Origin of the sequence: Roseovarius sp. MMSF_3298, from assembly GCF_030733705.1 — a bacterium.
GTDB classification, from domain to species: Bacteria; Pseudomonadota; Alphaproteobacteria; order Rhodobacterales; family Rhodobacteraceae; genus Roseovarius; species Roseovarius confluentis.
In genome coordinates this window covers 1-22,765 of record NZ_JASHIN010000009.1, presented here as the reverse complement: position 1 = coordinate 22,765, position 22,765 = coordinate 1, and the positions used below count along the sequence as shown (strand labels likewise).

At 65.3% G+C, this 22,765-nt stretch carries 28 protein-coding genes and 1 pseudogene; 23 read left to right on the top strand and 6 right to left on the bottom strand.

All coding sequences use genetic code 11. The features are described from left to right. Positions 1–31 precede the first annotated feature (31 nt). Genes RBB18_RS09940 through RBB18_RS09930 form a run of 3 tightly spaced genes read left to right on the top strand, consistent with a single transcriptional unit; the run spans position 32 to position 3,040 of the window. Positions 32–1,345 carry a lipoprotein-releasing ABC transporter permease subunit gene (locus RBB18_RS09940; RefSeq protein WP_103763925.1) on the top strand — a complete coding sequence of 438 codons (1,314 nt, stop codon included), beginning with the start codon at positions 32–34 and terminating at the stop codon, positions 1,343–1,345. Next, positions 1,338–2,021, top strand: a complete 684-nt coding sequence (locus tag RBB18_RS09935) for an ABC transporter ATP-binding protein (protein ID WP_103763924.1) — start codon at positions 1,338–1,340, stop codon at positions 2,019–2,021. Before RBB18_RS09940 ends, RBB18_RS09935 begins: the two co-directional genes overlap by 8 nt. Positions 2,022–2,056: 35 nt before the next feature. Beyond that, positions 2,057–3,040: an Ldh family oxidoreductase gene (locus RBB18_RS09930; RefSeq protein WP_306111282.1), complete on the top strand. Its 984-nt coding sequence runs from the start codon at positions 2,057–2,059 to the stop codon at positions 3,038–3,040. On the opposite strand, the gene RBB18_RS09925 is transcribed toward RBB18_RS09930, so the two are convergent. Next, the gene (locus RBB18_RS09925; protein WP_103763922.1) at positions 3,037–3,327 is read right to left on the bottom strand and encodes a hypothetical protein; all 291 of its coding nucleotides are present in this window, start codon (positions 3,325–3,327) and stop codon (positions 3,037–3,039) included. The genes RBB18_RS09930 and RBB18_RS09925 overlap by 4 nt on opposite strands. 65 nt (positions 3,328–3,392) lie before the next feature. Further along, positions 3,393–3,575, bottom strand: coding sequence for a hypothetical protein (locus RBB18_RS09920; RefSeq protein ID WP_103763921.1), 183 nt, complete (start codon positions 3,573–3,575; stop codon positions 3,393–3,395). A gap of 160 nt (positions 3,576–3,735) precedes the next feature. On the opposite strand from RBB18_RS09920, the gene RBB18_RS09915 reads away from it, so the two are divergent. From RBB18_RS09915 to RBB18_RS09880, 8 genes are all read left to right on the top strand, one after another. Continuing rightward, entirely contained in the window at positions 3,736–4,386 is a 651-nt protein-coding gene (locus RBB18_RS09915) for a DUF3047 domain-containing protein (protein WP_103763920.1), read from the top strand. A gap of 153 nt (positions 4,387–4,539) precedes the next feature. Further along, complete coding sequence (locus RBB18_RS09910) at positions 4,540–4,983, top strand: c-type cytochrome (RefSeq protein ID WP_103763919.1); 444 nt, start codon at positions 4,540–4,542, stop codon at positions 4,981–4,983. A 60-nt stretch (positions 4,984–5,043) separates the two neighbouring features. Continuing rightward, on the top strand, positions 5,044–5,442 hold the full coding sequence (locus RBB18_RS09905; protein WP_306111281.1) for a DUF4864 domain-containing protein: 399 nt from the start codon (positions 5,044–5,046) through the stop codon (positions 5,440–5,442). A gap of 99 nt (positions 5,443–5,541) precedes the next feature. Further along, positions 5,542–6,441, top strand: a complete 900-nt coding sequence (locus RBB18_RS09900; RefSeq protein WP_306111280.1) for a DMT family transporter — start codon at positions 5,542–5,544, stop codon at positions 6,439–6,441. A gap of 66 nt (positions 6,442–6,507) precedes the next feature. Further along, positions 6,508–6,915, top strand: a complete 408-nt coding sequence (locus tag RBB18_RS09895; RefSeq protein ID WP_103764085.1) for a universal stress protein — start codon at positions 6,508–6,510, stop codon at positions 6,913–6,915. Between the two features lie 67 nt (positions 6,916–6,982). Continuing rightward, on the top strand, positions 6,983–7,210 hold the full coding sequence (locus RBB18_RS09890; protein ID WP_152475150.1) for a zf-TFIIB domain-containing protein: 228 nt from the start codon (positions 6,983–6,985) through the stop codon (positions 7,208–7,210). Positions 7,211–7,388: 178 nt separating this feature from the next. Beyond that, positions 7,389–8,360 carry an SH3 domain-containing protein gene (locus RBB18_RS09885; protein ID WP_274593414.1) on the top strand — a complete coding sequence of 324 codons (972 nt, stop codon included), beginning with the start codon at positions 7,389–7,391 and terminating at the stop codon, positions 8,358–8,360. Between the two features lie 76 nt (positions 8,361–8,436). Next, positions 8,437–9,186, top strand: coding sequence for a hypothetical protein (locus tag RBB18_RS09880; protein ID WP_306111279.1), 750 nt, complete (start codon positions 8,437–8,439; stop codon positions 9,184–9,186). 58 nt (positions 9,187–9,244) lie between these two features. Here RBB18_RS09880 and RBB18_RS09875 read toward each other — a convergent pair whose 3' ends face one another. Then, positions 9,245–9,739: a hypothetical protein gene (locus tag RBB18_RS09875; protein ID WP_306111278.1), complete on the bottom strand. Its 495-nt coding sequence runs from the start codon at positions 9,737–9,739 to the stop codon at positions 9,245–9,247. A gap of 164 nt (positions 9,740–9,903) precedes the next feature. Here RBB18_RS09875 and RBB18_RS09870 point away from each other — a divergent pair, with 164 nt between their 5' ends. Next, positions 9,904–10,605 (top strand): hypothetical protein, encoded by a 702-nt coding sequence (locus tag RBB18_RS09870; protein ID WP_274593416.1) that lies wholly within the window; start codon positions 9,904–9,906, stop codon positions 10,603–10,605. A 40-nt stretch (positions 10,606–10,645) separates the two neighbouring features. Further along, on the top strand, positions 10,646–10,963 hold the full coding sequence (locus tag RBB18_RS09865) for an antibiotic biosynthesis monooxygenase (RefSeq protein ID WP_306111277.1): 318 nt from the start codon (positions 10,646–10,648) through the stop codon (positions 10,961–10,963). Between the two features lie 216 nt (positions 10,964–11,179). Here the strand turns inward: RBB18_RS09865 and uvrB are convergent, their stop codons facing one another. After that, positions 11,180–13,378: an excinuclease ABC subunit UvrB gene (gene uvrB / locus RBB18_RS09860; protein WP_306111276.1), complete on the bottom strand. Its 2,199-nt coding sequence runs from the start codon at positions 13,376–13,378 to the stop codon at positions 11,180–11,182. Positions 13,379–13,602: 224 nt separating this feature from the next. On the opposite strand from uvrB, the gene RBB18_RS09855 reads away from it, so the two are divergent. From RBB18_RS09855 to queF, 9 genes and pseudogenes are all read left to right on the top strand, one after another. Next, positions 13,603–13,914 carry an ETC complex I subunit gene (locus tag RBB18_RS09855; protein WP_103763909.1) on the top strand — a complete coding sequence of 104 codons (312 nt, stop codon included), beginning with the start codon at positions 13,603–13,605 and terminating at the stop codon, positions 13,912–13,914. Positions 13,915–14,109: 195 nt separating this feature from the next. Beyond that, positions 14,110–15,009 (top strand): polyphosphate kinase 2, encoded by a 900-nt coding sequence (gene ppk2, locus RBB18_RS09850; RefSeq protein ID WP_306111312.1) that lies wholly within the window; start codon positions 14,110–14,112, stop codon positions 15,007–15,009. 127 nt (positions 15,010–15,136) lie between these two features. Continuing rightward, positions 15,137–15,775, top strand: coding sequence for a DUF1007 family protein (locus RBB18_RS09845; protein WP_306111275.1), 639 nt, complete (start codon positions 15,137–15,139; stop codon positions 15,773–15,775). Further along, positions 15,760–16,674, top strand: a complete 915-nt coding sequence (locus RBB18_RS09840) for a nickel/cobalt transporter (protein ID WP_103763906.1) — start codon at positions 15,760–15,762, stop codon at positions 16,672–16,674. The genes RBB18_RS09845 and RBB18_RS09840 overlap by 16 nt, the downstream gene beginning before the upstream one ends. Positions 16,675–16,787: 113 nt before the next feature. After that, positions 16,788–18,175: pseudogene (locus RBB18_RS09835) on the top strand (MATE family efflux transporter). 49 nt (positions 18,176–18,224) lie between these two features. Further along, on the top strand, positions 18,225–18,917 hold the full coding sequence (gene queC / locus RBB18_RS09830; RefSeq protein ID WP_103763904.1) for a 7-cyano-7-deazaguanine synthase QueC: 693 nt from the start codon (positions 18,225–18,227) through the stop codon (positions 18,915–18,917). After that, entirely contained in the window at positions 18,917–19,273 is a 357-nt protein-coding gene (locus RBB18_RS09825) for a 6-pyruvoyl tetrahydropterin synthase family protein (protein ID WP_103763903.1), read from the top strand. Before queC ends, RBB18_RS09825 begins: the two co-directional genes overlap by 1 nt. Next, complete coding sequence (gene queE / locus RBB18_RS09820) at positions 19,252–19,998, top strand: 7-carboxy-7-deazaguanine synthase QueE (protein ID WP_103763902.1); 747 nt, start codon at positions 19,252–19,254, stop codon at positions 19,996–19,998. Before RBB18_RS09825 ends, queE begins: the two co-directional genes overlap by 22 nt. 11 nt (positions 19,999–20,009) lie before the next feature. Further along, entirely contained in the window at positions 20,010–20,474 is a 465-nt protein-coding gene (gene queF, locus RBB18_RS09815) for a preQ(1) synthase (protein WP_103763901.1), read from the top strand. Between the two features lie 67 nt (positions 20,475–20,541). Here the strand turns inward: queF and RBB18_RS09810 are convergent, their stop codons facing one another. Next, on the bottom strand, positions 20,542–20,805 hold the full coding sequence (locus RBB18_RS09810) for a glycine zipper 2TM domain-containing protein (RefSeq protein ID WP_103763900.1): 264 nt from the start codon (positions 20,803–20,805) through the stop codon (positions 20,542–20,544). Between the two features lie 295 nt (positions 20,806–21,100). Here RBB18_RS09810 and RBB18_RS09805 point away from each other — a divergent pair, with 295 nt between their 5' ends. Continuing rightward, complete coding sequence (locus RBB18_RS09805) at positions 21,101–21,979, top strand: DMT family transporter (RefSeq protein WP_103763899.1); 879 nt, start codon at positions 21,101–21,103, stop codon at positions 21,977–21,979. 49 nt (positions 21,980–22,028) lie between these two features. Here the strand turns inward: RBB18_RS09805 and RBB18_RS09800 are convergent, their stop codons facing one another. After that, on the bottom strand, positions 22,029–22,568 hold the full coding sequence (locus tag RBB18_RS09800; protein WP_103763898.1) for a hypothetical protein: 540 nt from the start codon (positions 22,566–22,568) through the stop codon (positions 22,029–22,031). Between the last annotated feature and the right edge of the window lie 197 nt (positions 22,569–22,765).

Genomic DNA, 22,765 nt, shown 5'->3' with positions numbered 1-22,765 from the left:
AGGGACAACTGAATTACCCGGGGGTTCCATCGTGGCAGCACAGCCCAAGCCGTTTTCCGCCTTCGAGACGATGATCGCGTGGCGCTACCTGCGTGCCAAGCGGGCCGAGGGCGGGGTCAGCGTCATGACGTGGATCAGCCTCATTGGCATCACGCTGGCGGTGTTCGCGCTGATTGCGACGCTGGCGGTGCGCGCCGGGTTCCGGGCGGAGTTCGTGGATACGATCCTGGGGTCGAACGCGCATGTGACGGTTTACAGTGCCGGCACGGTGGACCAGCAGACGGGGCGGATCGACCGGCAGATCACCGATTACGAGGCGATGGCGGAGCGGTTGCGGCAGGTCGAGGGCGTCACGCGGGCGGCTCCGTTGATCAAGAACCAGGTTCTGGCCACCGTGGGCGACCGCAATGCGGGGGTCGAGGTGCGGGGGATCACGCTGGAGGATCTGAAGGGGCTGCCACGGATCGCAGACCCCGAGACCTCCCAGGGGAGTATTGAGGATTTCGCGCAGGACGCGGCCGAGACAGGGGTCTTTCCCATCGCCATCGGCTCCGGCGTGGCGAGTACGCTGGGGATCGGCGTGGGCGACAAGATCAGGGTGATCAACCCCACCGGCAACCGCACGGCGCTGGGCACCAGCCCTCGGGTGAATGCCTATGACGTGGTCTATGTGTTCAGCGCAGGGCGGTATGATATCGACCGCGTCCGTGTATATCTGCCGTTCGAGGAGGCGCAGAGTTTTTTTAACAGCGAGGGGAAGGCGGACGAGATCGAGGTGATGATCGAGGAACCCGAGCGTGTGAACGACATGTCGCTGGCCCTGCTGCGCGCCGCCGGGGAGAACACGCAGATCTGGACCTGGCGGGATTCCAGCAGCGGGTTCCTGCGGGCGCTGGAGGTGGAGGACAACGTGATGTTCATCATCCTGTCGATCCTCGTGCTGATTGCGGCGATGAACATCACCAGCGGCTTGATCATGCTGGTCAAGAACAAGGGGCGGGATATCGGCATCCTGCGCACCATGGGGCTGACCGAGGGGTCGGTGCTGCGCGTGTTCTTCATGTGCGGTGCTTTCATCGGGATCATCGGCACGGTGATGGGGACGGTGCTGGGGTGTCTCTTTGCCATCTATATCGACCAGATTTTCGCGGTGATCGACAGTTTCAGCGAGCAGCCGATCTGGACACCCGACACGCGGGGGATCTATTTCCTGCCCGCCAAGCTGGAGTTCTGGGACGTGATGAGTGCCGTGGGCCTGTCGCTGTTCCTGAGCTTCGTGGTGACGATTTTCCCCGCCCGGCGGGCGGCACGGATGAACCCGGTGGAGGCGCTGCGTTATGAGTGAGGCGATGCTGAATCTGGCGGGGGTCGAGAAGGCCTATAACAAGGGCAAGGCCAACGAGGTGAGTGTACTGTCGGGCATCGACCTGACGATCGGCGCGGGCGAAATGGTGGCGCTGGTGGCGCCCTCGGGGGCGGGCAAGTCGACGCTGTTGCATATCGCGGGGTTGCTGGACACGGCCGATGCCGGCACGGTCGAGATCGGCGGCGAGGACATGGTGGGCCGGTCGGACCGGCGGCGCACGATCATGCGGCGGCAGGAGGTGGGTTTCGTCTATCAGTTTCACCACCTTTTGCCCGAGTTCACGGCGGAAGAGAACATCGTGCTGCCGCAGCTGGCCGATGGCATCAGCCGCAAGGTGGCCGACGCGCGGGCGACCGAGTTGCTAAGCCAAGTGGGTATTGCCGACCGGGCGAAGCACCGGCCCAGTGCCATGTCGGGCGGCGAGCAGCAGCGGGTGGCGTTCTGCCGGGCGCTGGCCAATTCGCCGCGCCTGTTGCTGGCGGACGAGCCGACGGGGAACCTGGACCCCGGCACGTCGGACCAGGTGTTCGCGGCGCTGGTGGAACTGGTGCGGGGCACCGGGCTGGCCGCGCTGATCGCGACGCATAATCTGGAGCTTGCGGCGCGGATGGACCGGGTGGTCAAGCTGGAGAACGGGCGGATCGTGGTGGGGTGAAACCCCACCCTACGCAAGCGAAAACGGGGGATGCCATGCAGGTGACGTTGGGCGAGATCGAGACGACGGCGAAGGCGGCGCTGATGAAACATGGGGCCGAGCAGTGGATCGCGGGCGAGGTCGCCGCGGCGGTGCGCGAGGCGGAAGGCCTCGGTAACCGGATCTGCGGGCTTTATTACCTCGAAAGCTATTGCCAGCAGTTGCGGACGGGGCGCGTCAAGGGCGACGCGGTGCCGGAGGTGCGCAAGCCGCGGCCCGGCGTGGTCGAGGTGGATGCGAAATTCGGGTTTGCCCAGGCGGCGTTCTCGAAGGCGCTGCCGGAAGCGGTGAAGGCGGCGAAGGAGATGGGCACGATCAGCCTTGCTGTCTGTCATGCGCATACCTGCACCAGCCTGGGCTATTTCACGGCGCAGATCGCGCGGGCCGGGTTCATCGTGCTGGGCATGACCAACGCGACGCCGGTGGTGGCGCCGCCGGGAGGAAAATCCCGCGTGATCGGCACGAACCCGATTTCCTTTGCCGTGCCGGATGGCAAGGGCGGGGTGGCGATGCTGTTCGACCAATCCACGACCACGGTTGCGCTGGGCAAGATCACCATGGCCAAGGCGGCGGGCGAGACGATCCCCGAAGGCTGGGCCGTCGATGCGGACGGCAAGCCCACCACGGACCCGGAGGCGGCGCTGAAAGGCTCGCTGGTCAGCATGGGGGGCTACAAGGGTTGGGGGTTCGGCCTGATGGCGGAACTGTTGGCGGCGGGCATGACCGGCAGCCGGGCGGGCGTGGACCTTGGCCCGCTGAAAGCGCCCGATGGCGACCCGCACGATATCGGAGATTTCTACCTGATCGTGGACCCCGATGTTTCGGGTGGCGCGTTCTTTGACCGGCTGACGCAGGTGTCGGGCGCAGTGCAGCGGGACGAGCGCGCGCGGATGCCGGGGCAGGCGCGCGCCGTGCAGGACCCGGTCAATGTCGACCCGGATGCGTGGGCGCTGGCGCAGCGGCTGGCGGGCGCGGATTAACCCGCGCAGGTGGCGCGCAGCATGTCCATTGCAGGCGCGCGCCGATCGTAGGAAGCCTCGAAAATCGCGCGGCTTTGCGACGGCGTGCAATCGGCCAGCCGGATGTTGCGGCCACGCTTGAGCGCCAGTGTCACGTCGTAGAGATCGTACTGGTCGAGGGCCGCGAAACTGGCGGCGCTGAAATGCGCGGGCACCAGGTCGGCCGGGTCGGGCTCGTCGAAATCCTGTGCGAAGGCGGTGCCGGCAAGGCTGGCGCAGAGGGCTGTCATGGTGAGGACGCGGTGCATCAAAAGGCTCCTGTTGTCTGACACCAGAGATATAGGGCGCGGGCACCAAAAACAGAAGAGCGGTTTCAGTTTGCCGGGTGGCAAGGCTCGTTCGGAGCGGCGCGGGCGCCGGGTGGCGGCAGCCGGTCCAGGGCCGGGTCGCAAGGCAGGGCGGCGCTGTGGGCGTCGGGCGCGGTGAGGGCCATCACGATCAGGCCGGTGCCGAGGCGCAGGGCGGGTTTCCAGGGGAAGGCGAAGGGTGGTGGCATGGGTGGCGTGTCCTTTGCTCTGTGACGGATGCAGATGGGTCGCCAGGGGGAACGGATCCGTTCAATCGAGATGCGCGGCGACTTGTGCTTCACGCATAGGTGACTGGCCCGTGTGGGCGGGGCGTCTAACTGCAAGGCAGACAACAGGGAGGTTATGATCATGCGTTTCGTTCTGCCGGTGGCCTTGGCCGCTATGACATCTTTTTCGGTATCCGATGCCCATGCCGCGCCGGTATCGTTTGATGGAAGCTGGAAGCATCAAAGGTTCTCGCTGTTCTCGGGCAACGACTATGCCCGCAGGGGCGGGGCGTTGGACGTGACCTCGGACGCCGCAGTGTCTCTGCTTTACCGCGAATTGCCCAAGAGCGCGTGGCAGGCCAGCGGGGCATCGTGGAACTGGCAGGTGTCGCAAAGCGTGCCGCCCACCAACCTGGCGCGCAAGGGTGGGGACGACCGCAACCTGGCGCTTTACTTCGTGTTCCTGCCGGAAGGCGCGGCCGAGCGTGCGCAGGGCAGCCGGGTGACGCGGCTGTTGTCGAACGAGGACGTGCGGGTGCTGGTCTATGTCTGGGGCGGTGACCACGCGCGCGGCGAGGTTCTGAACAGCCCCTATCTCGGTGCGCGGGGCAAGACGGTGGTGCTGCGCGGTGCGGGGACGGGCGAGGCGCGCGAGAGCGTGGACCTCAACGCCGATTTCCGCCGCGCCTTTGGCGGGCCGGCGACATCGCTGGTGGGACTGGCCGTGTCCGGCGACAGTGACGACACCGATAGTATGATCCGCGCGCGGATTTCGGGGTTGCAGGTGCGGTAGAGCCCTGCGCGCCAATACATCGCGCATCTGATCCAGATCAAGGCGCGGCGCGCGACCGGGGTGCAGAATGATTCCTGCGATGCCGTTCGAACCGCGCCGGAGCACAGATGCCGGTGGCCGGGGCGCGGCATCCCTGCACGCCCGGAGGAGCATATGAGAGCATTCAGCACGCATGAAGGATGGGCCGGACGCCCGCGGCTGATCGGGGCGGTTGCATGTCTGGCCTTGGGCGCGGGGCCGGTCCTGGCGGAAGGGGACGCCGGAGCCGGTGCCGCGCTTTATGCACAGCATTGCGTTAGCTGTCACGGACCCCGTGCCGATGGTCACGGGCCGATGCGCGAGGTGCTGCTGGTGCAGCCCTCGGACCTGACAACGCTGACCGCCCGCCATGGCGGCACTTTCCCGGTGGAGCGCGTGGCGCAGAGGATCGACGGGCGCGACCCGCTGGTGTCGCACGGGTCCAGCATGCCGGTCTACGGCGATTTCTTTGACACGACGCGCCAGATCGCGGTGCGCACGGGGGCTGGACAGCCGGTGATGGTGTCGCAACCGGTTGCGGATCTGGTGGTGTTTTTGCAGTCGCTGCAGGAGCAGTAGCCGGCACGGCATTGATGCGCGGGCAGGACGGGCTATCATCCCTCTCAGAGGAGTGTGTTGATGACCCGTTTTCTTTCTTTTCTTGTAGTGATCTTCCTTTTGGCCATGCCGGCGCGTGCCGACGACGCTGCGCGTCAGGTTATCACGGACCAGCTTGACGCGTTTCAGCAGGACGATTTCGACAGGGCCTTCACCCATGCCAGCCCGATGATCCAGGGCATCTTCGGCTCGCCCGAGCGGTTCGGGCAGATGGTGCGCAACGGCTATCCGATGGTCTGGCGCCCGGCCGAAGTGGAATTCCTGGGTGAGCGGGACAAGGGCGATGCACTGGTTCAGGACGTGCTGATCCGCGGTGCGGACGGCGTGTATTACGAGCTGGAATACGAGATGATCCAGGGGCCAGGCGGCTGGAAGATCAACGGTGTGCAATTGAAGCGCACCGGCGACGGCGTGGCCTGACGCCGCGGCTTGCCGGACGGCAGGCCGGACTGACCTGACGCGCGGTATTTGCCGCAAGAAACGGGTCGTCCGGACAAGGGTGTCATGCGACCAACGGGCATGAGCGACAGCCCGTCCATATCCCCATCCTCCGCCCTGATGCTGCTGGCGCTGGCCGCCGTCTGGGGCGGGTCGTTCTTTTTCGCGGAAATTGCGCTGACCGAGGTTCCGCCGCTGACCATCACGCTGCATCGGGTCGTCTGGGCGGTGCCGATTCTGCTGGTGGTCGTGCGAACGCTGGGGCTGCAGCTGCCAAGGGAGCCAAGGATCTGGGGCGCCTATCTCGTGATGGGGGCGCTGAACAACGCGCTCCCGTTCTCATTGATCTTCTGGGCGCAGGTGGCGATCCAGAGCGGGCTGGCCTCGATCCTGAATGGGACGACGGCGGTGTTCGGTGCGGTGGTGGCGGGGCTGCTGTTGCGCGACGAGCCGATGGTGCCGCGCAAGATCGTGGGCGCCTTGCTGGGCCTGGCGGGCGTGGCGGCGATCATGGGGCCGGACCTGCTGCGCGGTGTGGACCTTCGCAACCTTGCACAGCTTGCGGTGTTGGGCGCGGCGCTGAGCTATGCGCTGGCCAGTGTCTGGGCCAAGCGGGCGCTGGCGGGGCAGGCGCCCCAGATGAACGCGCTGGGGATGCTGATCGGATCGAGCCTGCTGATGCTGCCCGTGGCGCTGTGGGTGGACGGGGTGCCGCGGTTCGACCTTTCGATGCATGTCTGGGCGGCGCTGGTGTCGCTGGCGGCGCTGTCGACGGCGCTGGCCTACCTGCTTTACTTCGCCATCCTGCGGCGCGCGGGCGCGGCGAACCTGATGCTGGTGACGCTGATGATCCCGCCCTTTGCGGCGGGGCTTGGCGCGGTGTTCCTGGGCGAGCGACTAAGCGCGGAGGCGTGGGTCGGGTTCGGCCTGATCGCGCTGGGGCTGCTGGTGACGGACGGGCGCGTGTTGCGCCGGGGGTGATCCATGTCAAGGTGGGCGGGGGCGCGGCTGTGGGACAATGGCGTGTCCAAAGAGGAGGAGACCGTCATGTATACCCATATCCTTGTGCCTGTGTCCTTTGACGAAGATCGCGATGCGGCAGGCGCGATGCACGTGGCCGAAGTGCTGGCCGAGCACAGCGCGAAGATCACGCTGTTTCACGTCATCGAGCAGATCCCGAGCTATGCCGCGACCTATCTGCCCGGCGGTTACGTGAAAGAACGCAAGATCGCGATTCAGGCGGAGCTGGACAGCGCAGCCTCGGGCCTGGAGCACGCCGCCGGCGTGGTGGTGGATGGCCATTCGGGGCGCACCATCGTGGACTATGCCGACAGCCACAAGGTCGATTGCATCGTGATCGCGGGGCACCGCCCGGGGATGCAGGACCTGCTGCTGGGATCGACCGCGCAATACGTTGTGCGGCATGCCGCCTGCGCGGTGCATGTCCTGCGCTGAGGCTTGAGAAACCGGCGGGCGATGCCCATCTGGAATGCAATGAACAGGATTACAGGAGGACTGCCCGATGAAATGTCCGGTTGACGGAGAAACGCTGGTGATCACCGACCGCGCCGGTGTCGAGATCGACTATTGCCCGCAATGCCGTGGGGTGTGGCTTGACCGTGGCGAGCTGGACAAGATCATCGAGCGGACCACGCCCGAGGCGCCGGATGCCCGCGTCTGGCAGGCCGACAGCCGCCCGCAGAAGAAGAAAAAGCGCGGCGGGTTCCTGGAAGAGCTGTTCGACTTCTGAGGCTGCCCCGGGATCTGTCGTTTTGACCGACGGTTCTTTCTTGGGCTGCTGGCGTCAGGAATTTGCTATGCTGGGCTTGCCCGCGGTTCGGCGGGCAGGCCCATTTCTTTAAACAAGCGAGTTTTCATTAGTTATCGGGGCCTTTGACTGAACAGCTACAGTTCAAGGGAGACCACTGATGAACGCGAGAGCATTTTTCCTGACAATGGCGATTGCTTGTGGGGCGCCTGCCGCTTTGGTGGCGCAGGATGACACGCGGACGGAAACGGTCCGCTTCGACGCGGGCACCAGCGGCACGACGATCACCGACAGCATCACCGGCTATGAAAGCGTGCTTTACACGTTGGGTGCAGAGGCCGGGCAGCGGATGCAGGTCAGATTGGAGCCGACGAACCTGGCCACCTATTTCAACGTCTACGCCCCCGGAAAGGGGCCGGGCGACGAGGCAATTGCCAATGCCGGGACGATGGGCGAGATGGTGCCCGATCTGAACCGGTTCGACGGGGTGCTGCCTGCATCCGGGACCTACACGATCTCGGTCTACATGATGCGCAGCGCGGCACGGCGCGAGGAAGTGTCTGACTACGAGCTTTCCATCAGCATCGAGGGCGCGACCGGTGACACGGTACAGAACGACTATGCCGACGGGCTGCAGGGCGGGCCGGATTTTTACCGCGTGGCGACGTCGGGCGGCGGTGTGCTGAATCTGCGCGAAGCTCCGTCGGGCGGCGCGGCCGTGGTGACGACGCTGAACAACGGGCAGAACGTCCGCAACCTGGGCTGCCGGATGGAAGAAGCGCGGCGCTGGTGCCGGGTGGCGACACTGGCCGATCCGGGTTTTGAGGGCTGGGCCGCAGGAGACTACCTTGTGGAAGGCAGCAACGACCCGTCGGCAGGGACGACCGGGACGGCGAGCGGCTCGGACGCAGCGGCCTCCGATATGCCAAGCGCCGCCGAGCAGGCCTGTCTGCAGGCTGTGACCGAGGAGACCAACAATCCTGACGTGGTCCTGCTGAGTTCGAGTTTTTCCGAGGCGGGCACGGAGGTGATCGTGGGCGTGGGGCCGGGGCAGGCGCCGTGGCAGTGCATTGCCTATCGCGACGGGTCCACCACGCGGCCCATGTCACTGACCGACGAGGGGTCGCTCTGAGCGAGGGAGCCGGCGGGTGAAAGGCCTAGAAACTCTGACGCGCGCTTTGTAGGGTCCGTCGCAGGAGGGCCGTTGCATGCACAAGATCATCGCGCTTTGGGCGCATCCGCGGTCGATGTCCACGGCGACGGAACGGATCATGCGCGAACGCGGCGACCTGGACGTGCTGCACGAGCCGTTCATGTACGACTATTACGTGGGCCAGGGCCGGGATTTTCCGGGGTTCGAGCCGGTGCCGGGGCATCCGACCACTTATGAGGGCATCTGCGACATGTTGCAGGAGCGGGCCGAGGCTGGCCCGGTGTTTTTCAAGGACATGGCGTTTTACGTGGTGCCGCGGATGCTGGAGGACGCGCGGATGCTGCGCCGGATCACCCATGTTTTCCTGGTCCGTCCGCCGGTGGCGTCGCTGCTGAGTTATCACAAGCTGGATCCGGACTTCACGCTGGAGAACGTCGGGCTGGAGGCGCAATGGCGGCTGTACCAGGCGGCCGAGGCCGAAGGGCTGTCGCCCGTGGTAATCGAGGCAGAGGCGGTGCGGGCCGACCCCAAGGGCATCATGCGCGCGCTTTGGGCGCGGATCGGGCTGGAGTGGACCGAGGCCGCGTTCGACTGGCAGGCCCCGCCCGAGGATTGGGAGCATGTCAGCGCGTGGCACGAAGAAGCGCGCACGTCCTCGGGCATCCGCACGGCGGACCCGGAGGAAATGCTGCGCAAGGAGATGGAATTCGACGCGCTGGTCGAGAAGGCGCCGCATCTGCTGGACTACCTGCGGCACCACGCGCCCTTTTTCCAGAAATTGTCGGAACGCGCGCTGCGCGTCTGAACGAAATCGCCCGCCCCGGCGAAGCGGGACGGGCGAAGACCGTTAGGGATTTGGTCGCTTACTGCATCTTCTCGGCGATGTTGTTGGCGAAGGCGCCGACCATCGCGTTGTAGAACTCCATGCTGCCGGGGGCGAGCAGCATGATGTCGGCGTCCGCCGGAAGCAGAACCGCGGCCTGCTCGGCGTTGACGGTCAGGCTGTAGGCTTCGTCATACTGGTCGCCGGGCCGTTCGATGACCACGTCGCCGGAAATCTTCGAGTCGGCCAGGTCGGCGACGTTCTCGAAGGACGAGGCCAGCTCGACCGAGGTGATGTCGATCATGATCTGGGCGCCGTCTTCGCCCTCGGGGGCGATCTGGTCGGCCAGTTGCACGGCCAGAGTACTTTTCAGGTCGGCGGGCAGGTTGGCCCAGACATTGGCGGCGGTGGCGTTCTGGATGGAGCTCAGGTCGGCCTCGACGGAAATGTCCGAGACAGCGGTTTCAGCTGCGGTCGCGGCGAGCGGCAGGGAAAGCAGGGCTGCCAGCGCGGTGGTTCTGAGAAACGATTTCATCATTCTACTCCTTTTCTGCGAACGCCGGATGGCCCCGTGGCGCATCCCTCGTGGCGTTCGGCGATACAACCGCGTCGTGGGCATGGTGGTTCCCGGCAGGTTTTGGAAATCGGCGGAAACGTGCCATGATGACCCGGCGCGACGCTTGAAAAGAAGGGGGTTGGATGCAGCGGCTTGGGGCGATTTTCTTGGCCTTGGCGGGCCTTTCGGGCTGTGCCGAGGTGGATTTCGAGAGCGCCCGGGCGGGGGAATTCGACGGCGCGGTGTCGGTCTATTGGCTGGAACAGAGCACTGCGGGCTCGGGCAGCGGCGGGCGGTTCGTCTATGTGCCGGTGCCGGGATTCGAGTTGCGTTTCATCCGTCCCGAGGGGAGCGTGCCGGCCGTCATCGCGCCCGGCGTGATGTATACCGATGGCGGGTCGATTCCGCGCGTGGCGCAGGCGTTCCGGGGGTTTTCGCCCTGGAGTTACGGACCGGTCTATATCGTGCATGACTGGCTTTTCGCCGCGCGACGCTGCGTGCAGGACCCGGAGGCGACGCCGGAACAGCTGAAGACTCGCGACATGGCGTTTCAGGAAACGGTCGATATTTTCGTCGAGACGTTGAAGACGCTGGAGCGTGACCGGCGGATCGTGGCGCGGGATTTCAGCCAGGACACGGTGGCGAGCGCCATCGCGGGGCCGATCTCGCGCAACCTGTGGGCCCGGACGGACGCCTGTGACGAGAACCGGCTGTCGCCGCGGGACCAGGCGGTGGTGGACCGGATCCTGCAGCAGCAGAAGACGCTGCGGACCGCACGCGTACCGGGGCAGGAACAGGTGATCGAGGGCGTGCGGGTGCGACTGGTGGATACGATCTCGTTTTGAGGCGGTGCTGTGCTAGGCTCGAGCAGAGGAGGAATCGCCCATGTTGAAGATCGAGGCCGGGGCCACGTGCCAGACTGTCGTCACAACGTTCGAATGCTCGCCGGGCACCTGCGCGGATTTGCTGGAGGCGCTGGAGGCGGCTTATGCGGAATTTATCTCGAAACAGACCGGGTTCATCGCCGCCGCGCTGCATGTGAACGACGCGCAGACGCGGATCGCCAATTACTCGCAATGGCAGCGGCGGGAGGATTTCCAGGCGATGCTGCGGTCCGAGGAGATGCGGCGGCGGAACCGGGAGTTTGCGGCGATGTGCTCGCGGTTCGAGCCGGTGATGTACGAGGTGGCGGGGGTGTTTTAAGGGGTCTTTGGCAGACCCGGCCCGAATAGCACCGAAGGTGCCGGGCCAGCGCCGACCCGCCCCCAGGGGCGGCGCTTGGGTGAGGTAAGCGCATCGACCCGAACGCGGGCGGATGTGGCGGGGATAAAGTGAGCCGACCAGCCGTCGGATGCGCCACCCCGCGGGTCGGCGCTGGCCCAGCACGGGTCTTGCGGAATGCGGAATTGTCTTGCCGCGCTACCGCTTCTTCCGCTTCACATTCCCACCTCGTTGCCCCGGGCGACCCGCCGTCGACCGGCCCTGTGACTTCGTGGCGGTGTCCGACGCGGCCTCGACGGCGGACTGCCGCGCCAGGGGGTCGTCGTGGACGGCGAGGTCGACGGCCTCGAGGCGTTTGACCTCGTCGCGCAGGCGGGCGGCTTCTTCGAATTCAAGGTTCTCGGCCGCCTTGCGCATCTCGGTGCGCAAGCCGTCCAGATGGGCCTGCAGGTTGGCGCCGACGAGGGGCCTGTCGACCTTGGCCGTGACGCGGTTCATGTCGACGTCGCCCTTGTAGAGGCCTTGCAGGATGTCCTCGACGTTTTTCCTGATGGTTTCGGGGGTTATGCCGTGTTCTTCATTATAGGCGATCTGCTTTTCGCGGCGGCGGTTGGTCTCTCCGATGGCGCGTTCCATGCTGCCGGTCATGCGGTCGGCATACATGATCACGCGGCCCTCGGCGTTGCGCGCGGCGCGGCCGATGGTCTGGATCAGCGAGGTCTCGGAGCGCAGGAAGCCTTCCTTGTCCGCGTCCAGAATGGCGACGAGGCCGCATTCGGGGATATCCAGCCCTTCGCGCAGCAGGTTGATGCCGATCAGAACGTCGAAAGCGCCAAGGCGCAGATCGCGAAGAATCTCAATCCTTTCAATGGTATCGATGTCGGAGTGCATGTAGCGGACGCGGATGCCCTGTTCGTGCAGGTACTCGGTCAGGTCCTCGGCCATGCGCTTGGTGAGGGTGGTCACCAGCGTGCGGTAGCCGGCCTCGGACACGCGGCGCACCTCGTCCAGCAGGTCGTCGACCTGCATCTCGACCGGGCGGATCTCGACCTGGGGATCCAGGAGGCCGGTGGGGCGGATCACCTGTTCGGTGAAGACGCCGCCGGTTTGCTCGATCTCCCACTTGGCCGGGGTGGCGGAGACGAAGACCGATTGCGGGCGCATGGCGTCCCATTCTTCGAACTTCAGGGGGCGGTTGTCCATGCAGCTGGGCAGGCGGAAGCCGTGTTCGGCCAGGGTGAATTTGCGCCGGTAGTCGCCCTTGTACATGCCGCCGATCTGGGGGACGGAGACGTGGGATTCGTCCGCGAAAACAATGGCATTGTCGGGAATGAACTCGAACAGCGTGGGGGGCGGCTCGCCCGGGGCGCGGCCCGTCAGGTAGCGTGAATAGTTCTCGATGCCGTTGCAGACGCCGGTCGCCTCGAGCATTTCGAGGTCGAAATTGGTGCGTTGTTCCAGCCGCTGTGCCTCGAGCAGTTTGCCTTCGCCGACCATCTGGTCGAGGCGGGTGCGCAGCTCTTTCTTGATGCCGATGATGGCTTGTTGCATCGTCGGTTTGGGCGTCACGTAGTGCGAGTTGGCATAGACGCGGATCTGGTCGAAGCTGTCGGTTTTCTCGCCCGTCAGGGGATCGAATTCCGTAATGGATTCAAGTTCTTCCCCGAAGAAGCTCAACTTCCAGGCGCGGTCCTCCAGGTGGGCGGGGAAGATCTCGAGGCTGTCACCGCGTACGCGGAATGTACCACGCTGGAAGGCCTGGTCGTTGCGGCGGTATTGCTGGGCGACAAGGTCGGCCATGACGGCGCGCTGATCGTAGTCGGAGCCCACTTTCAGATCTTGTGTCATGGCGCCGTAGGTCTCGACCGACCCGATGCCGTAGATGCAGGAGACCGAGGCCACGATGATCACGTCGTCGCGTTCCAGAAGCGCGCGGGTGGCGGAGTGGCGCATCCGGTCGATCTGTTCGTTGATCTGGGATTCCTTCTCGATATAGGTGTCCGAGCGCGGCACGTAGGCCTCGGGCTGGTAGTAGTCGTAGTAGCTGACGAAATACTCGACCGCGTTGTTGGGAAAGAAATTCTTGAACTCGCCGTAAAGCTGGGCCGCCAGCGTCTTGTTGGGCGCGAGGATGATGGCGGGACGCTGGGTTTCCTCGATCACCGATGCCATGGTGTAGGTCTTGCCGGTGCCGGTGGCGCCGAGCAGGACCTGGTCCCGCTCGCCGTCGTTGACGCCCGAGGACAGCTCGGCGATGGCGGTGGGCTGGTCGCCGGCGGGCGAGAACTCGGTCACCATCTCGAACCGCTTGCCGCCCTCGAGCTTTTCGCGCGCCTTCACGTCGGGTGCGGGCGCGTGCATCAGGGCGGTGGACTTGTCGGAATGGGCGTAGGGCATGGGGGCGATTCCTTGAAACTTGCCCCAGACTTGATGCCTGCGAGCCCAAGTTCAAGGCGGGCGGGCGATGGTGCCTGGAATGGTGACGGGATTTGTCAGGAGGTGCGCGTGGGGATTTGAGTATTTTTGGCAAGAAAAAGCCGCGGGGCGCGCGCAAATGGCCTCTTGTGACAGTGGGGCCGCTTGGGGTAATCGGGAGGACAAGACCAGATCGGAGACGTATCATGCCAGCACGTATCTACCAGCCCGCGCGGACAGCCACCCAATCGGGGCAGGCCAAAACCAACACCTGGGTGCTGGAGCATGTCAACGAGACCGGGCGCGACGTGGATCCATTGATGGGCTGGACCAGTTCGTCGGACACGCAGGCGCAGGTGCGGTTGCGTTTTTCCAGCAAGGAGGCGGCGCTGGACTATGCCAAGGAGCACGGCATCGACGTGGTCGTGGCAGAGCCGCACAAGCGCAAGCCCAACATCCGGAGGGGCGGCTATGGCGAGAATTTCGCCACCAACCGCCGGGGCGCCTGGACCCACTGAGCCCATTGCATCGGGCGCGCGGGATGGCGGGCCGGTGCCGTGGGTGCAGAGCTTTGCCTCTGCCGCGGGGCAGTTCGATGCGGCGCTCTTGCCCGCGCGAGCTTGACAGGGATCAAGGTGCCGGATGGCAGAGGGCGGTATACTTCGCTTGATTTGATTGAGCGAAGGAGATGCGCGATGGCTGTCGTGGAACAGATGAACGCCAAGGCCCGTGGTAACGGGACGGCGGAGAGCGGGCAGGACAGCGTGACCGCGTTTCGCCGCGCCTTCGAGACGGGCGAGTATCCCTACGAGGAGAAGATGAGCCGCGACGCCTACGAGGCGGAGAAGGCACCGTTGCAGGCCGAGTTGTTGAAAGTGCAGCACTGGGCGCAGGAGGCCGAGCAGAAATTCGTGCTGCTGTTCGAGGGGCGCGATGCGGCGGGCAAGGGGGGCACGATCAAGCGGTTCACCGAGCATCTGAACCCGCGGCAGGCCCGCGTGGTGGCGTTGAACAAACCCACCTGGGAAGAGCAGGGGCAGTGGTATTTCCAGAGGTATATCAACGAATTGCCGACTGTGGGCGAAATGGTGTTCTATGACCGGTCGTGGTACAACCGGGCCGGCGTGGAGCGGGTGATGGGCTTTTGCCAGCCGCATGAATACCTGGAGTTCATGCGCCAGACGCCCGAGTTGGAGCGGATGCTGACGCGGTCGGGCATTCGGCTGTACAAGTACTGGTTCTCGGTCACGCAGGAGGAGCAGAAGCGGCGGTTCGACAGCCGCGCCACGGACCCGCTGAAGCAGTGGAAGCTGAGCCCGATCGACAAGCAGAGCCTTGGCAAGTGGGATGACTACACCGAGGCGAAGGAGGCGATGTTCTTCTACACCGACACTGCCGATGCGCCTTGGACCGTCGTCAAGTCGAACGACAAGAAGCGTGCGCGGTTGAATTGCATGCGGCATTTCCTGGCCTCGCTGGACTATCCGGGCAAGGACGAGGAGATCGTGCAAAGGCCTGACCCGCTGATCGTGTCGACGGCGCAGCATGTGTTGCACGGCACGGATCATATTCTGGGCAAGTCGCTGCATCCCGACACGCGCAAGGGGTCTTGAGGCGCGCGACGGCCGCGGCCATTTCCTGCGCAGGAAATGGGCCGGAAAATGCGCATTTTCCGGTGGCGCGCGATGGCCGGTGCAGGGGCTCTTGCCGTGGGGGCGGCGAGGGCCTAGACCTTGCGGCATGTGGCGTTGCCTGACCTTTCTCTGTGGCCTGATTGCCGCGCCGATGGCGCAGGCGCATCCGCATGTCTTTGTGGATGTGACGCTTGCCCTGGAGACCGATGCGGAGGGGCGCGTTGACGGGGTCGAGGTGACGTGGGTCTATGATCCACTATTCACCATGCTGGTGTTGAGTGACCGGGGGCTGGATGCGGATGCGGATCTGAGCCTGACGGAGGAGGAAAAGGCCCTGTTGCTGGGCTTTGACCTGCAGGACTGGCCCGAGGGCTTTGACGGCGCGTTGTTTGCCTATGACGAGGACGGAGCGGTGGCGCTGGGTCCGGCGGAGGCGCTGTCGGTGGGGATGCAGGATGGGGCGCTGGTGACGCGGCATCGCAGGCCGGTTGCGGCGCGGGAGATCGATGCGGGCGAGGTGCTGCGGCTGAAGCCTTATGATCCCTATTACTATGCCGCGCTGAGCCTGGTGGGCATAGACGGCCTGCCAGACGGCTGCACGGCGCGGATCGTGCCGCCGGACACGGATGCCGCCGATGCGCGGGTGGCCGAAATGGGCAACAGCAACGACGAGCTGTTCTTTGAAGAGGCGAAGGTGGGTGTCCACTATGCCTTTACCGCCGAGGTGACATGCGCGGGATCGTGACGGCGCTTGGTCTTGTCGTGGTGGCGCTGGCGGTCTGGCTGTGGGGCTTTGGCGGGGCAGGTGCCGTGCAGGCCTGGGCGCTGGAGGGTCAGCGCGAGGTGCAGCAGGCGATGGCGGGCTATTTGCAGAAGTTGCGGGCCGGGGAGGCCGGGGCGTTGATGGGCCTGTGGGGGATCTGCTTTGCCTACGGGTTTTTTCACGCGGCGGGGCCGGGGCATGGGAAGCTGTTGATCGGCGGGTACGGCGTGGGTCGCGCGGTGCCGGTCAAGCGGCTGGTGGGCCTGGCGCTGGCGTCGAGCCTGGCGCAGGCGGCGGCGGCGGTGCTGCTGGTCTATGCGGGACTTTACGCGCTGGGGCTGGGGCGCGAGGCCGTGACGGGGCTGGCCGATCGGACACTGGCGGCGGTGAGCTATGGCGCGATTGCGCTGGTGGGCGTGTGGCTGGTGCTGCGCGGGGCGATGAAGCTGTGGCGGGCGAGGGGCCACGGCCACGGGCATCACCACGACCATTCCCACGATCACGGTGACGGCGTCTGTTCGACCTGCGGGCATCGACACGGGCCGAGCGTGGAGGAAGCGGCCAATGTGCATGGCTGGCGGGAGGCGGCTGCGTTGGTGGGCGCGGTGGCGATCCGGCCCTGTACCGGGGCGCTGTTCCTGCTGATCCTGACATGGCGCTTCGGGATCGACCTGGCGGGCATTGCCGGCGCCTTCATCATGGGGCTGGGCACGGCGAGCGTGACCATGGTTGTGGCCGTGGCTGCCGTCAGCTTGCGGACAGGCGTGTTGGCGCGGCTGGCCACGGGAGGGGCGGGCGCAAGGGCGCTGCCGGTGATCGAGATGGCCGCCGGGGCGCTGATCGCCGTGGTGTCGTTGCAACTGGTGGCGGCGGTGCTGTAGGCGACGCTGCGCCATGAGTATTTCTGGCAAGAAAAAGCGAGGCTGTGTACGAGGTTGTGCGGGCCAGTCGAAAGGGGTATTGCGGACGCGGGAAAGCCTCTATGGGCTGGGGTATGACCGATGTGACGACATATCGTGCACACGCCCGGGCGGCGCTGAATCTGGGGCTGCCGCTCGTGGGCAGCCACCTTGCGCAATTGGCGATCACGCTGACGGACGCGCTGATGCTCGGCTGGTACTCGGTCGAGGCGCTGGCGGCGGAGGTGCTGGGGGGCACGCTCTTTTTCGTTCTGTTCATTTTCGGGTCGGGCTTTGCCTGGGCCGTGATGCCGCTGGTGGCGGCAGCGCAGGGCGCGGGGGATGAAACGCAAGTGCGGCGGGTGACGCGGATGGGCGGCTGGGCCTCGGTGCTGTTTGCCGCCTGTGCGTTGCCGGTGATGATCTGGTCGGGGCCGCTGTTCGTGTGGGCGGGGCAGGAGGCGGATACGTCGGCGCTGGCCGGGGAGTATGCGCGGATCGTGGGCTTCGCGTTGTTCCCGGCGCTGCTGGTTATGGTGCTGAAGTCGCACCTGGCGGCCCTGGAACGCACGCAAGTGGTTCTTTGGGTCACTGTGGCGGCGGTTGGGCTGAACGTGGTGGTGAACTACGCACTGATCTTCGGAAACTGGGGCGCGCCGGAGATGGGGGTGCGCGGGGCCGCCGTGGCGTCGCTGGTGGTGACGAGCGCGAGCTTCGTGGCGCTGGCGGTTTATGCGGCCAAGGTTACGCCCGAGCACGCATTGTTCCGCCGCGTCTGGCGGCCGGATTGGGAGGCGTTCGGGCAGGTGTTCCGGCTGGGCTGGCCCATCGGGATGACCAGCCTTGCGGAGGTGAGCCTGTTCGCCGCCTCGACGGTGATGATGGGCTGGCTGGGGACGATCGCACTGGCCGCGCACGGGATCGCGCTGCAGGTCAGTTCGGTCACGTTCATGGTGCATCTGGGGCTGAGCAACGCGGCGACGATCCGGGCGGGCAACGCGTTCGGGCGCGGTGACGGGCCGGGACTGCGGGACGGGGCGAAGGTGGTCTTGGCGCTGTCGGGCGTCTTTGCGGCGGTGACGGTGGTGCTGTTCCTGACGCTGCCGGAGCCGATGATCGCGGCGTTCCTGAACCCTGATGAGCCGGAGCGCGACGCGGTGGTCGCCGTGGGCGTGGGCCTGTTGGCGGCGGCGGCCCTGTTTCAGCTGGTGGACGCGGCGCAGGTGATGGCCTTGGGCCTGTTGCGCGGCGTGCAGGACACGCGGGTGCCGATGCTGATCGCCGTCGTCAGCTATTGGATCGTGGGCTGCCGGTAAGTTACGCGATGGGGTTCTGGCTGGATTGGGGCGGTGTGGGCATCTGGCTGGGGCTGGCCGTGGGGCTGGCGCTGGCAGGCGTGTTCCTGATGTGGCGCTTCTGGTGGTGGTCGGGCCGGAACGTGGCGGCGCGGGTCTTGCAAGAGAGCCGCGAAACCGCTAGGTGAACGCCCTGCGGTCGCAGCCTACCCGCGTTAAAAAACAAGGACCAAATCAATGGATACGATCGTGATCTGCTCTGGCGGGCTTGATTCCGTGTCGCTTGCCCACAAGGTGGCGGGCGAGGGGACGCTGCGGGGGCTGTTGTCTTTCGACTATGGCCAGCGGCATGTGAAGGAAGTGGCATATGCCGCGGCCTGTGCCAAGCGGCTGGGCGTGCCGCACAAGGTGGTGGACATCTCGGGCGTGGGCGCGGCGCTGGGTGGCTCGGCCCTGACCGATGACGTGGACGTGCCGGACGGGCATTACGCGGAAGAGACGATGAAGATCACCATCGTGCCGAACCGCAACGCGATCATGCTGGCCATCGCCTTTGGCATGGCCGCCGCCGAGAAGGCCGAGGCGGTGGCGGCCGCCGTGCATGGCGGAGATCATTTCATCTACCCTGACTGCCGGCCCGGGTTCGTCGAGGCGTTCCAGGCGATGCAGGATCAGGCGCTGGAGGGCGTGGCCGAGGTGCAGCTGTACACGCCGTTCCTGACGGGGTCGAAGGCGGATATCGTTGCCGAGGGCGCGCGCTGGAACACGCCCTTTGCCGAGACATGGTCGTGCTACAAGGGCGGCGACGTGCATTGCGGGCGCTGCGGCACCTGCGTGGAGCGGCGCGAGGCGTTTCACTTGGCGGGTGTCCCGGACCCGACCGCCTACGCGGATGAGACGTTCTGGAAAGCGGCGACGGGGGTGGCGTGATGTATACGATCACCAAGGAGTTTCATTTCTCGGCCAGTCACCAGTTGCACGGGTTGCCCGAGGACCATCAATGCGCGCGGCTGCACGGGCATAACTATGTGGTCGTTATCGAGCTTCGCGCCGCCGAGTTGAACGGGCATGGGTTCGTGCGGGATTACCTCGATCTGGCGGAGTTCAAGCGGTACGTTGATGAGACGCTGGATCATCGGCACCTGAATGATGTGCTGGGAGATGATTGTGTGACCGCCGAGCGGTTGGCGAAGCATTTCCATGACTGGTGCCATGCGCGGTGGCCCGAGGTGGCGGCGGCAAAGGTCAGCGAGACGCCGAAGACATGGGCGGAGTATCGGCCGTGAGCGAGAAGCACCTCATCCGTGTCTCCGAGATTTTCGGGCCGACGATCCAGGGCGAGGGGGCTTTGATCGGCCAGCCGACGGTGTTCGTGCGCACGGGTGGCTGCGATTTCCGCTGTTCGTGGTGCGACAGCATGCACGCGGTGGACAATGACTATCGCGATACGTGGAAGGCAATGACGCCCGAGGCGATCATGGAAGAAGTGGCGCGCCTGGCAGGGGGCAAGCCGATCCTGATCACGCTCTCGGGGGGCAACCCGGCGATTCAGCCGATGGCGGACCTGATCCGGCTTGGCCAGGAACAGGGCTGTTATTTCGCCATGGAAACCCAAGGGTCGGTCGTGCGCGGTTGGTTCGAGGCGCTGGACATGCTGGTGCTGTCGCCCAAGCCGCCGTCGAGCGGGATGCCGACCGACTGGGGGCTGGTGGCGGAATGCGTCGAGGCGGGCCAGGGCACGCAGACCATCCTGAAGCTCGTAGTGTTCGACGAGGCGGATTTTGCCTATGCGCGCGAGGCCGCGGCGATGTTTCCGCAACTGCCCGTCTACCTGCAGCCGGGCAACCATACGCCGCCGCCGCCCGATGACGACACGGCCCAAGTCGACCGCGACGGGCTGGAAGCGCGGATGCGCTGGCTGGTGGACAGGGTGACCGAAGAAAAGTGGTATGACGCGCGGGTGCTGCCGCAATTGCACGTGACCCTGTGGGGCAACATGCGCGGGGTCTGACGGAGGACGGAATGGCGGACAATATCTACAAGGATCTCAAGCAGCTGGGCGGCGAAACGAAAGTGCCGCAAAGCCCCGAAGAGGCCGAACTGGAGCGGGTCGAGAACCCGCAGACGGATGTGGCCTATAACGTGCGGTTCACCGCACCGGAATTCACATCGCTATGCCCGATGACCGGCCAGCCGGATTTCGCGCATCTGGTGATCGACTATGTTCCGGGCAAGTGGCTGGTGGAAAGCAAGTCGCTTAAGCTTTTCCTCACAAGTTTCCGTAATCACGGGGCTTTTCACGAGGACTGCACCATTTCGATCGCGCGACGTCTGGTGGATTATCTGGAACCGCAATGGCTGCGGATCGGGGGATACTGGTATCCGCGTGGGGGTATCCCGATCGACGTCTTTTGGCAGACCGGTGAGATACCGGCCGGTGTCTGGGTGCCGGATCAGGGCGTGCCACCGTATCGCGGGCGGGGCTGAAACGCAAAGCCCCAGAGTCTTCGTGCGAAGACTCTGGGGCTCGAAAATTCGAAAAATTTTCCGATGCTTAGCAGGGGCGCGTCACATAACCGCCACGGCCGTCCGCATAGGCGCATTGGTCGGTGCGCTGGTTCCGCGCGATAAGCGCGCCTGCAGCGGCGCCGCCAGCTGCGGTCACAACGGTCCAGCCGAGATTTGCGTCAAAGGCCTGGGCGGCAACGGCGCCTGCGCCTGCGCCGATCAGGGCGCCCTGTTCCTCCTCGGTCAGTGTGTCACATGCAGTGACGGTCAGGGCGGCGGCGGTAGCAAGTGCTGTGATGTGTTTTTTCATGAGTCCTCTTCCTTTTGCTGTACCTCCAACGACTTTAGAGCCCAAGAGTTCCACGTCAGGTCACATGATTTTTCATCCGCGTAAATCTGCGTAAGTGGCAGGGCTGTCGGCGGAAATACGCTTCCCTACATCAGGGTGGTGTAATCAGGATACCTTTTGGTCTGAAGCTCTCGGCAGCCATGGCGCAGAGGGCGGACCGGAACCCGCACACAGACTTGCGGGCAAAAAGGGCTGTTGCTCGGGGCGCCGTCGGCCCATAACAGCGACGGATCAGCCGAAGGACCTGCGCCCTTTCATGTCATCAGACCGCCCCGTCTGGCTACGGCTTGCACCGTTCATCTTTCTCTTGCTGTGGTCGGGAGGCTATGGCGTGGCGAAGGTCGGGCTGGTCTATGCCGCGCCGATGACGATCCTGGCGCTGCGTTTTGGGTTGGTGGTGGTGGCGATGGCGGTACTTTGGGCCGTGCTGCGTCCGCCTTTGCCGCAAAGCCGCGCGGAATGGGGACATCTGGCCATTGTCGGCCTACTGATCCAATCGGTTTATTTCGGTATGTCGTACTGCGCGCTGGAAGCGGGTGTCGCGGTGGGGACGTTGGCGCTTTTGATGACGCTGCAGCCGATCCTGGTGGCGCTGATCGCGCCGCGCTGGACAGGCGAGCGCGCGGGGTTGAAGCAGTGGTCCGGCTTGATCCTGGGGCTTGTCGGGGCTGGCATGGTGATCGGAGCACGCTCGGCGGTGGAGCCGCCCAGCCTCATGGGGTTCGTCTTTGCGATGATCGGACTTGGGGGCATCGTCACCGCGTCGCTTTGGGAAAAGCGGTACGGGCTGCGACACCACCCGGTGACCTCGAACCTTGTCGGTTATGCCGCCGGGCTATTGGGGATCCTGCCGTTGCTGGCGCTGCAGGAGGATCTGTCGATCAACTGGAGCTGGCCGTTCGTCGGCGTGCTGTTCTACCTGGTGGTGGGCAATTCGCTGCTGGCGGTGGGGCTGCTCCTGGCGATGATCCGGGTGGGTGACGTCGCCAAGGTATCGGCGCTTTTCTTCCTGGTGCCGCCGCTGGCCGCGGTGATCGCGTGGGTCATGCTGGGCGAGGTGATGCCTCCCCTGGCCTGGGGCGGCATGGCGCTGGCCGGTGTCGGCGTGGTGCTGGCGACGCGCAAGGCGGCATAGCGGCGGCAATGCGCGGGGTGGGAGGCGCGTGCGACCCTGTTGCGTCACGTCACTCTACGATGAAAACGCCACGGGCCTCTTTTGGCGGGGCGGAATGATCCTTGACCAGAAACGGGTATTCGCCCTTGCGCATGGGGTGAAAGCTGAACCGGGCACCGCCCTTGCCGTCGCACTGGATCGCGCGGAAGCTGAGACCCTGGGCGTAGAACTCCATTTCGCTTTCGAGGACCGACAGAACGCGGATATGTGCGTTTTCCATCAGCTGCGGGGACTCGAAATGAAAGCCGGTCTCGGGCGTGACCGCCTGCGGGCAGACCACGTTGAGCCGGTAGTAGCCGCCATGGGCCAGCCGGAATTCGGATTGCGAAATCGCGACGCCGCCGTCGGCATCGCGGGTCATCTCCAGGTGGATGTCGTTGGGCTTGCCTTCGCCAAGCTGGCCCGACACCGGCTGTTCGGCCAGCGCGGGTGTCGCGGCAAGGACGGCGGCAGAGATGAGGGCGCGGATGGGATGTGCGATGAGGGATCCTCCGGTGGATATTTCGAGAAAGAGAAATAGTTCCGCTGCGGCGATTTTCCAGTTGCGCATTTCGAGAGGGCGTCCTCTGACGGAGGCAAAGACGGCAGGGCAGGAAAAAGGGCCGGCACCTGCGGCACCGGCCCCGTGGCGTGGTGAGGTGGGCAGGATGCCCACCCTACGAGGTCAGCTCTTGTTCATTCTGTTGTCGATGAGGTCGTCGACGACGGAGGGGTCTGCGAGTGTGGAGGTGTCGCCGAGGGCGCCGT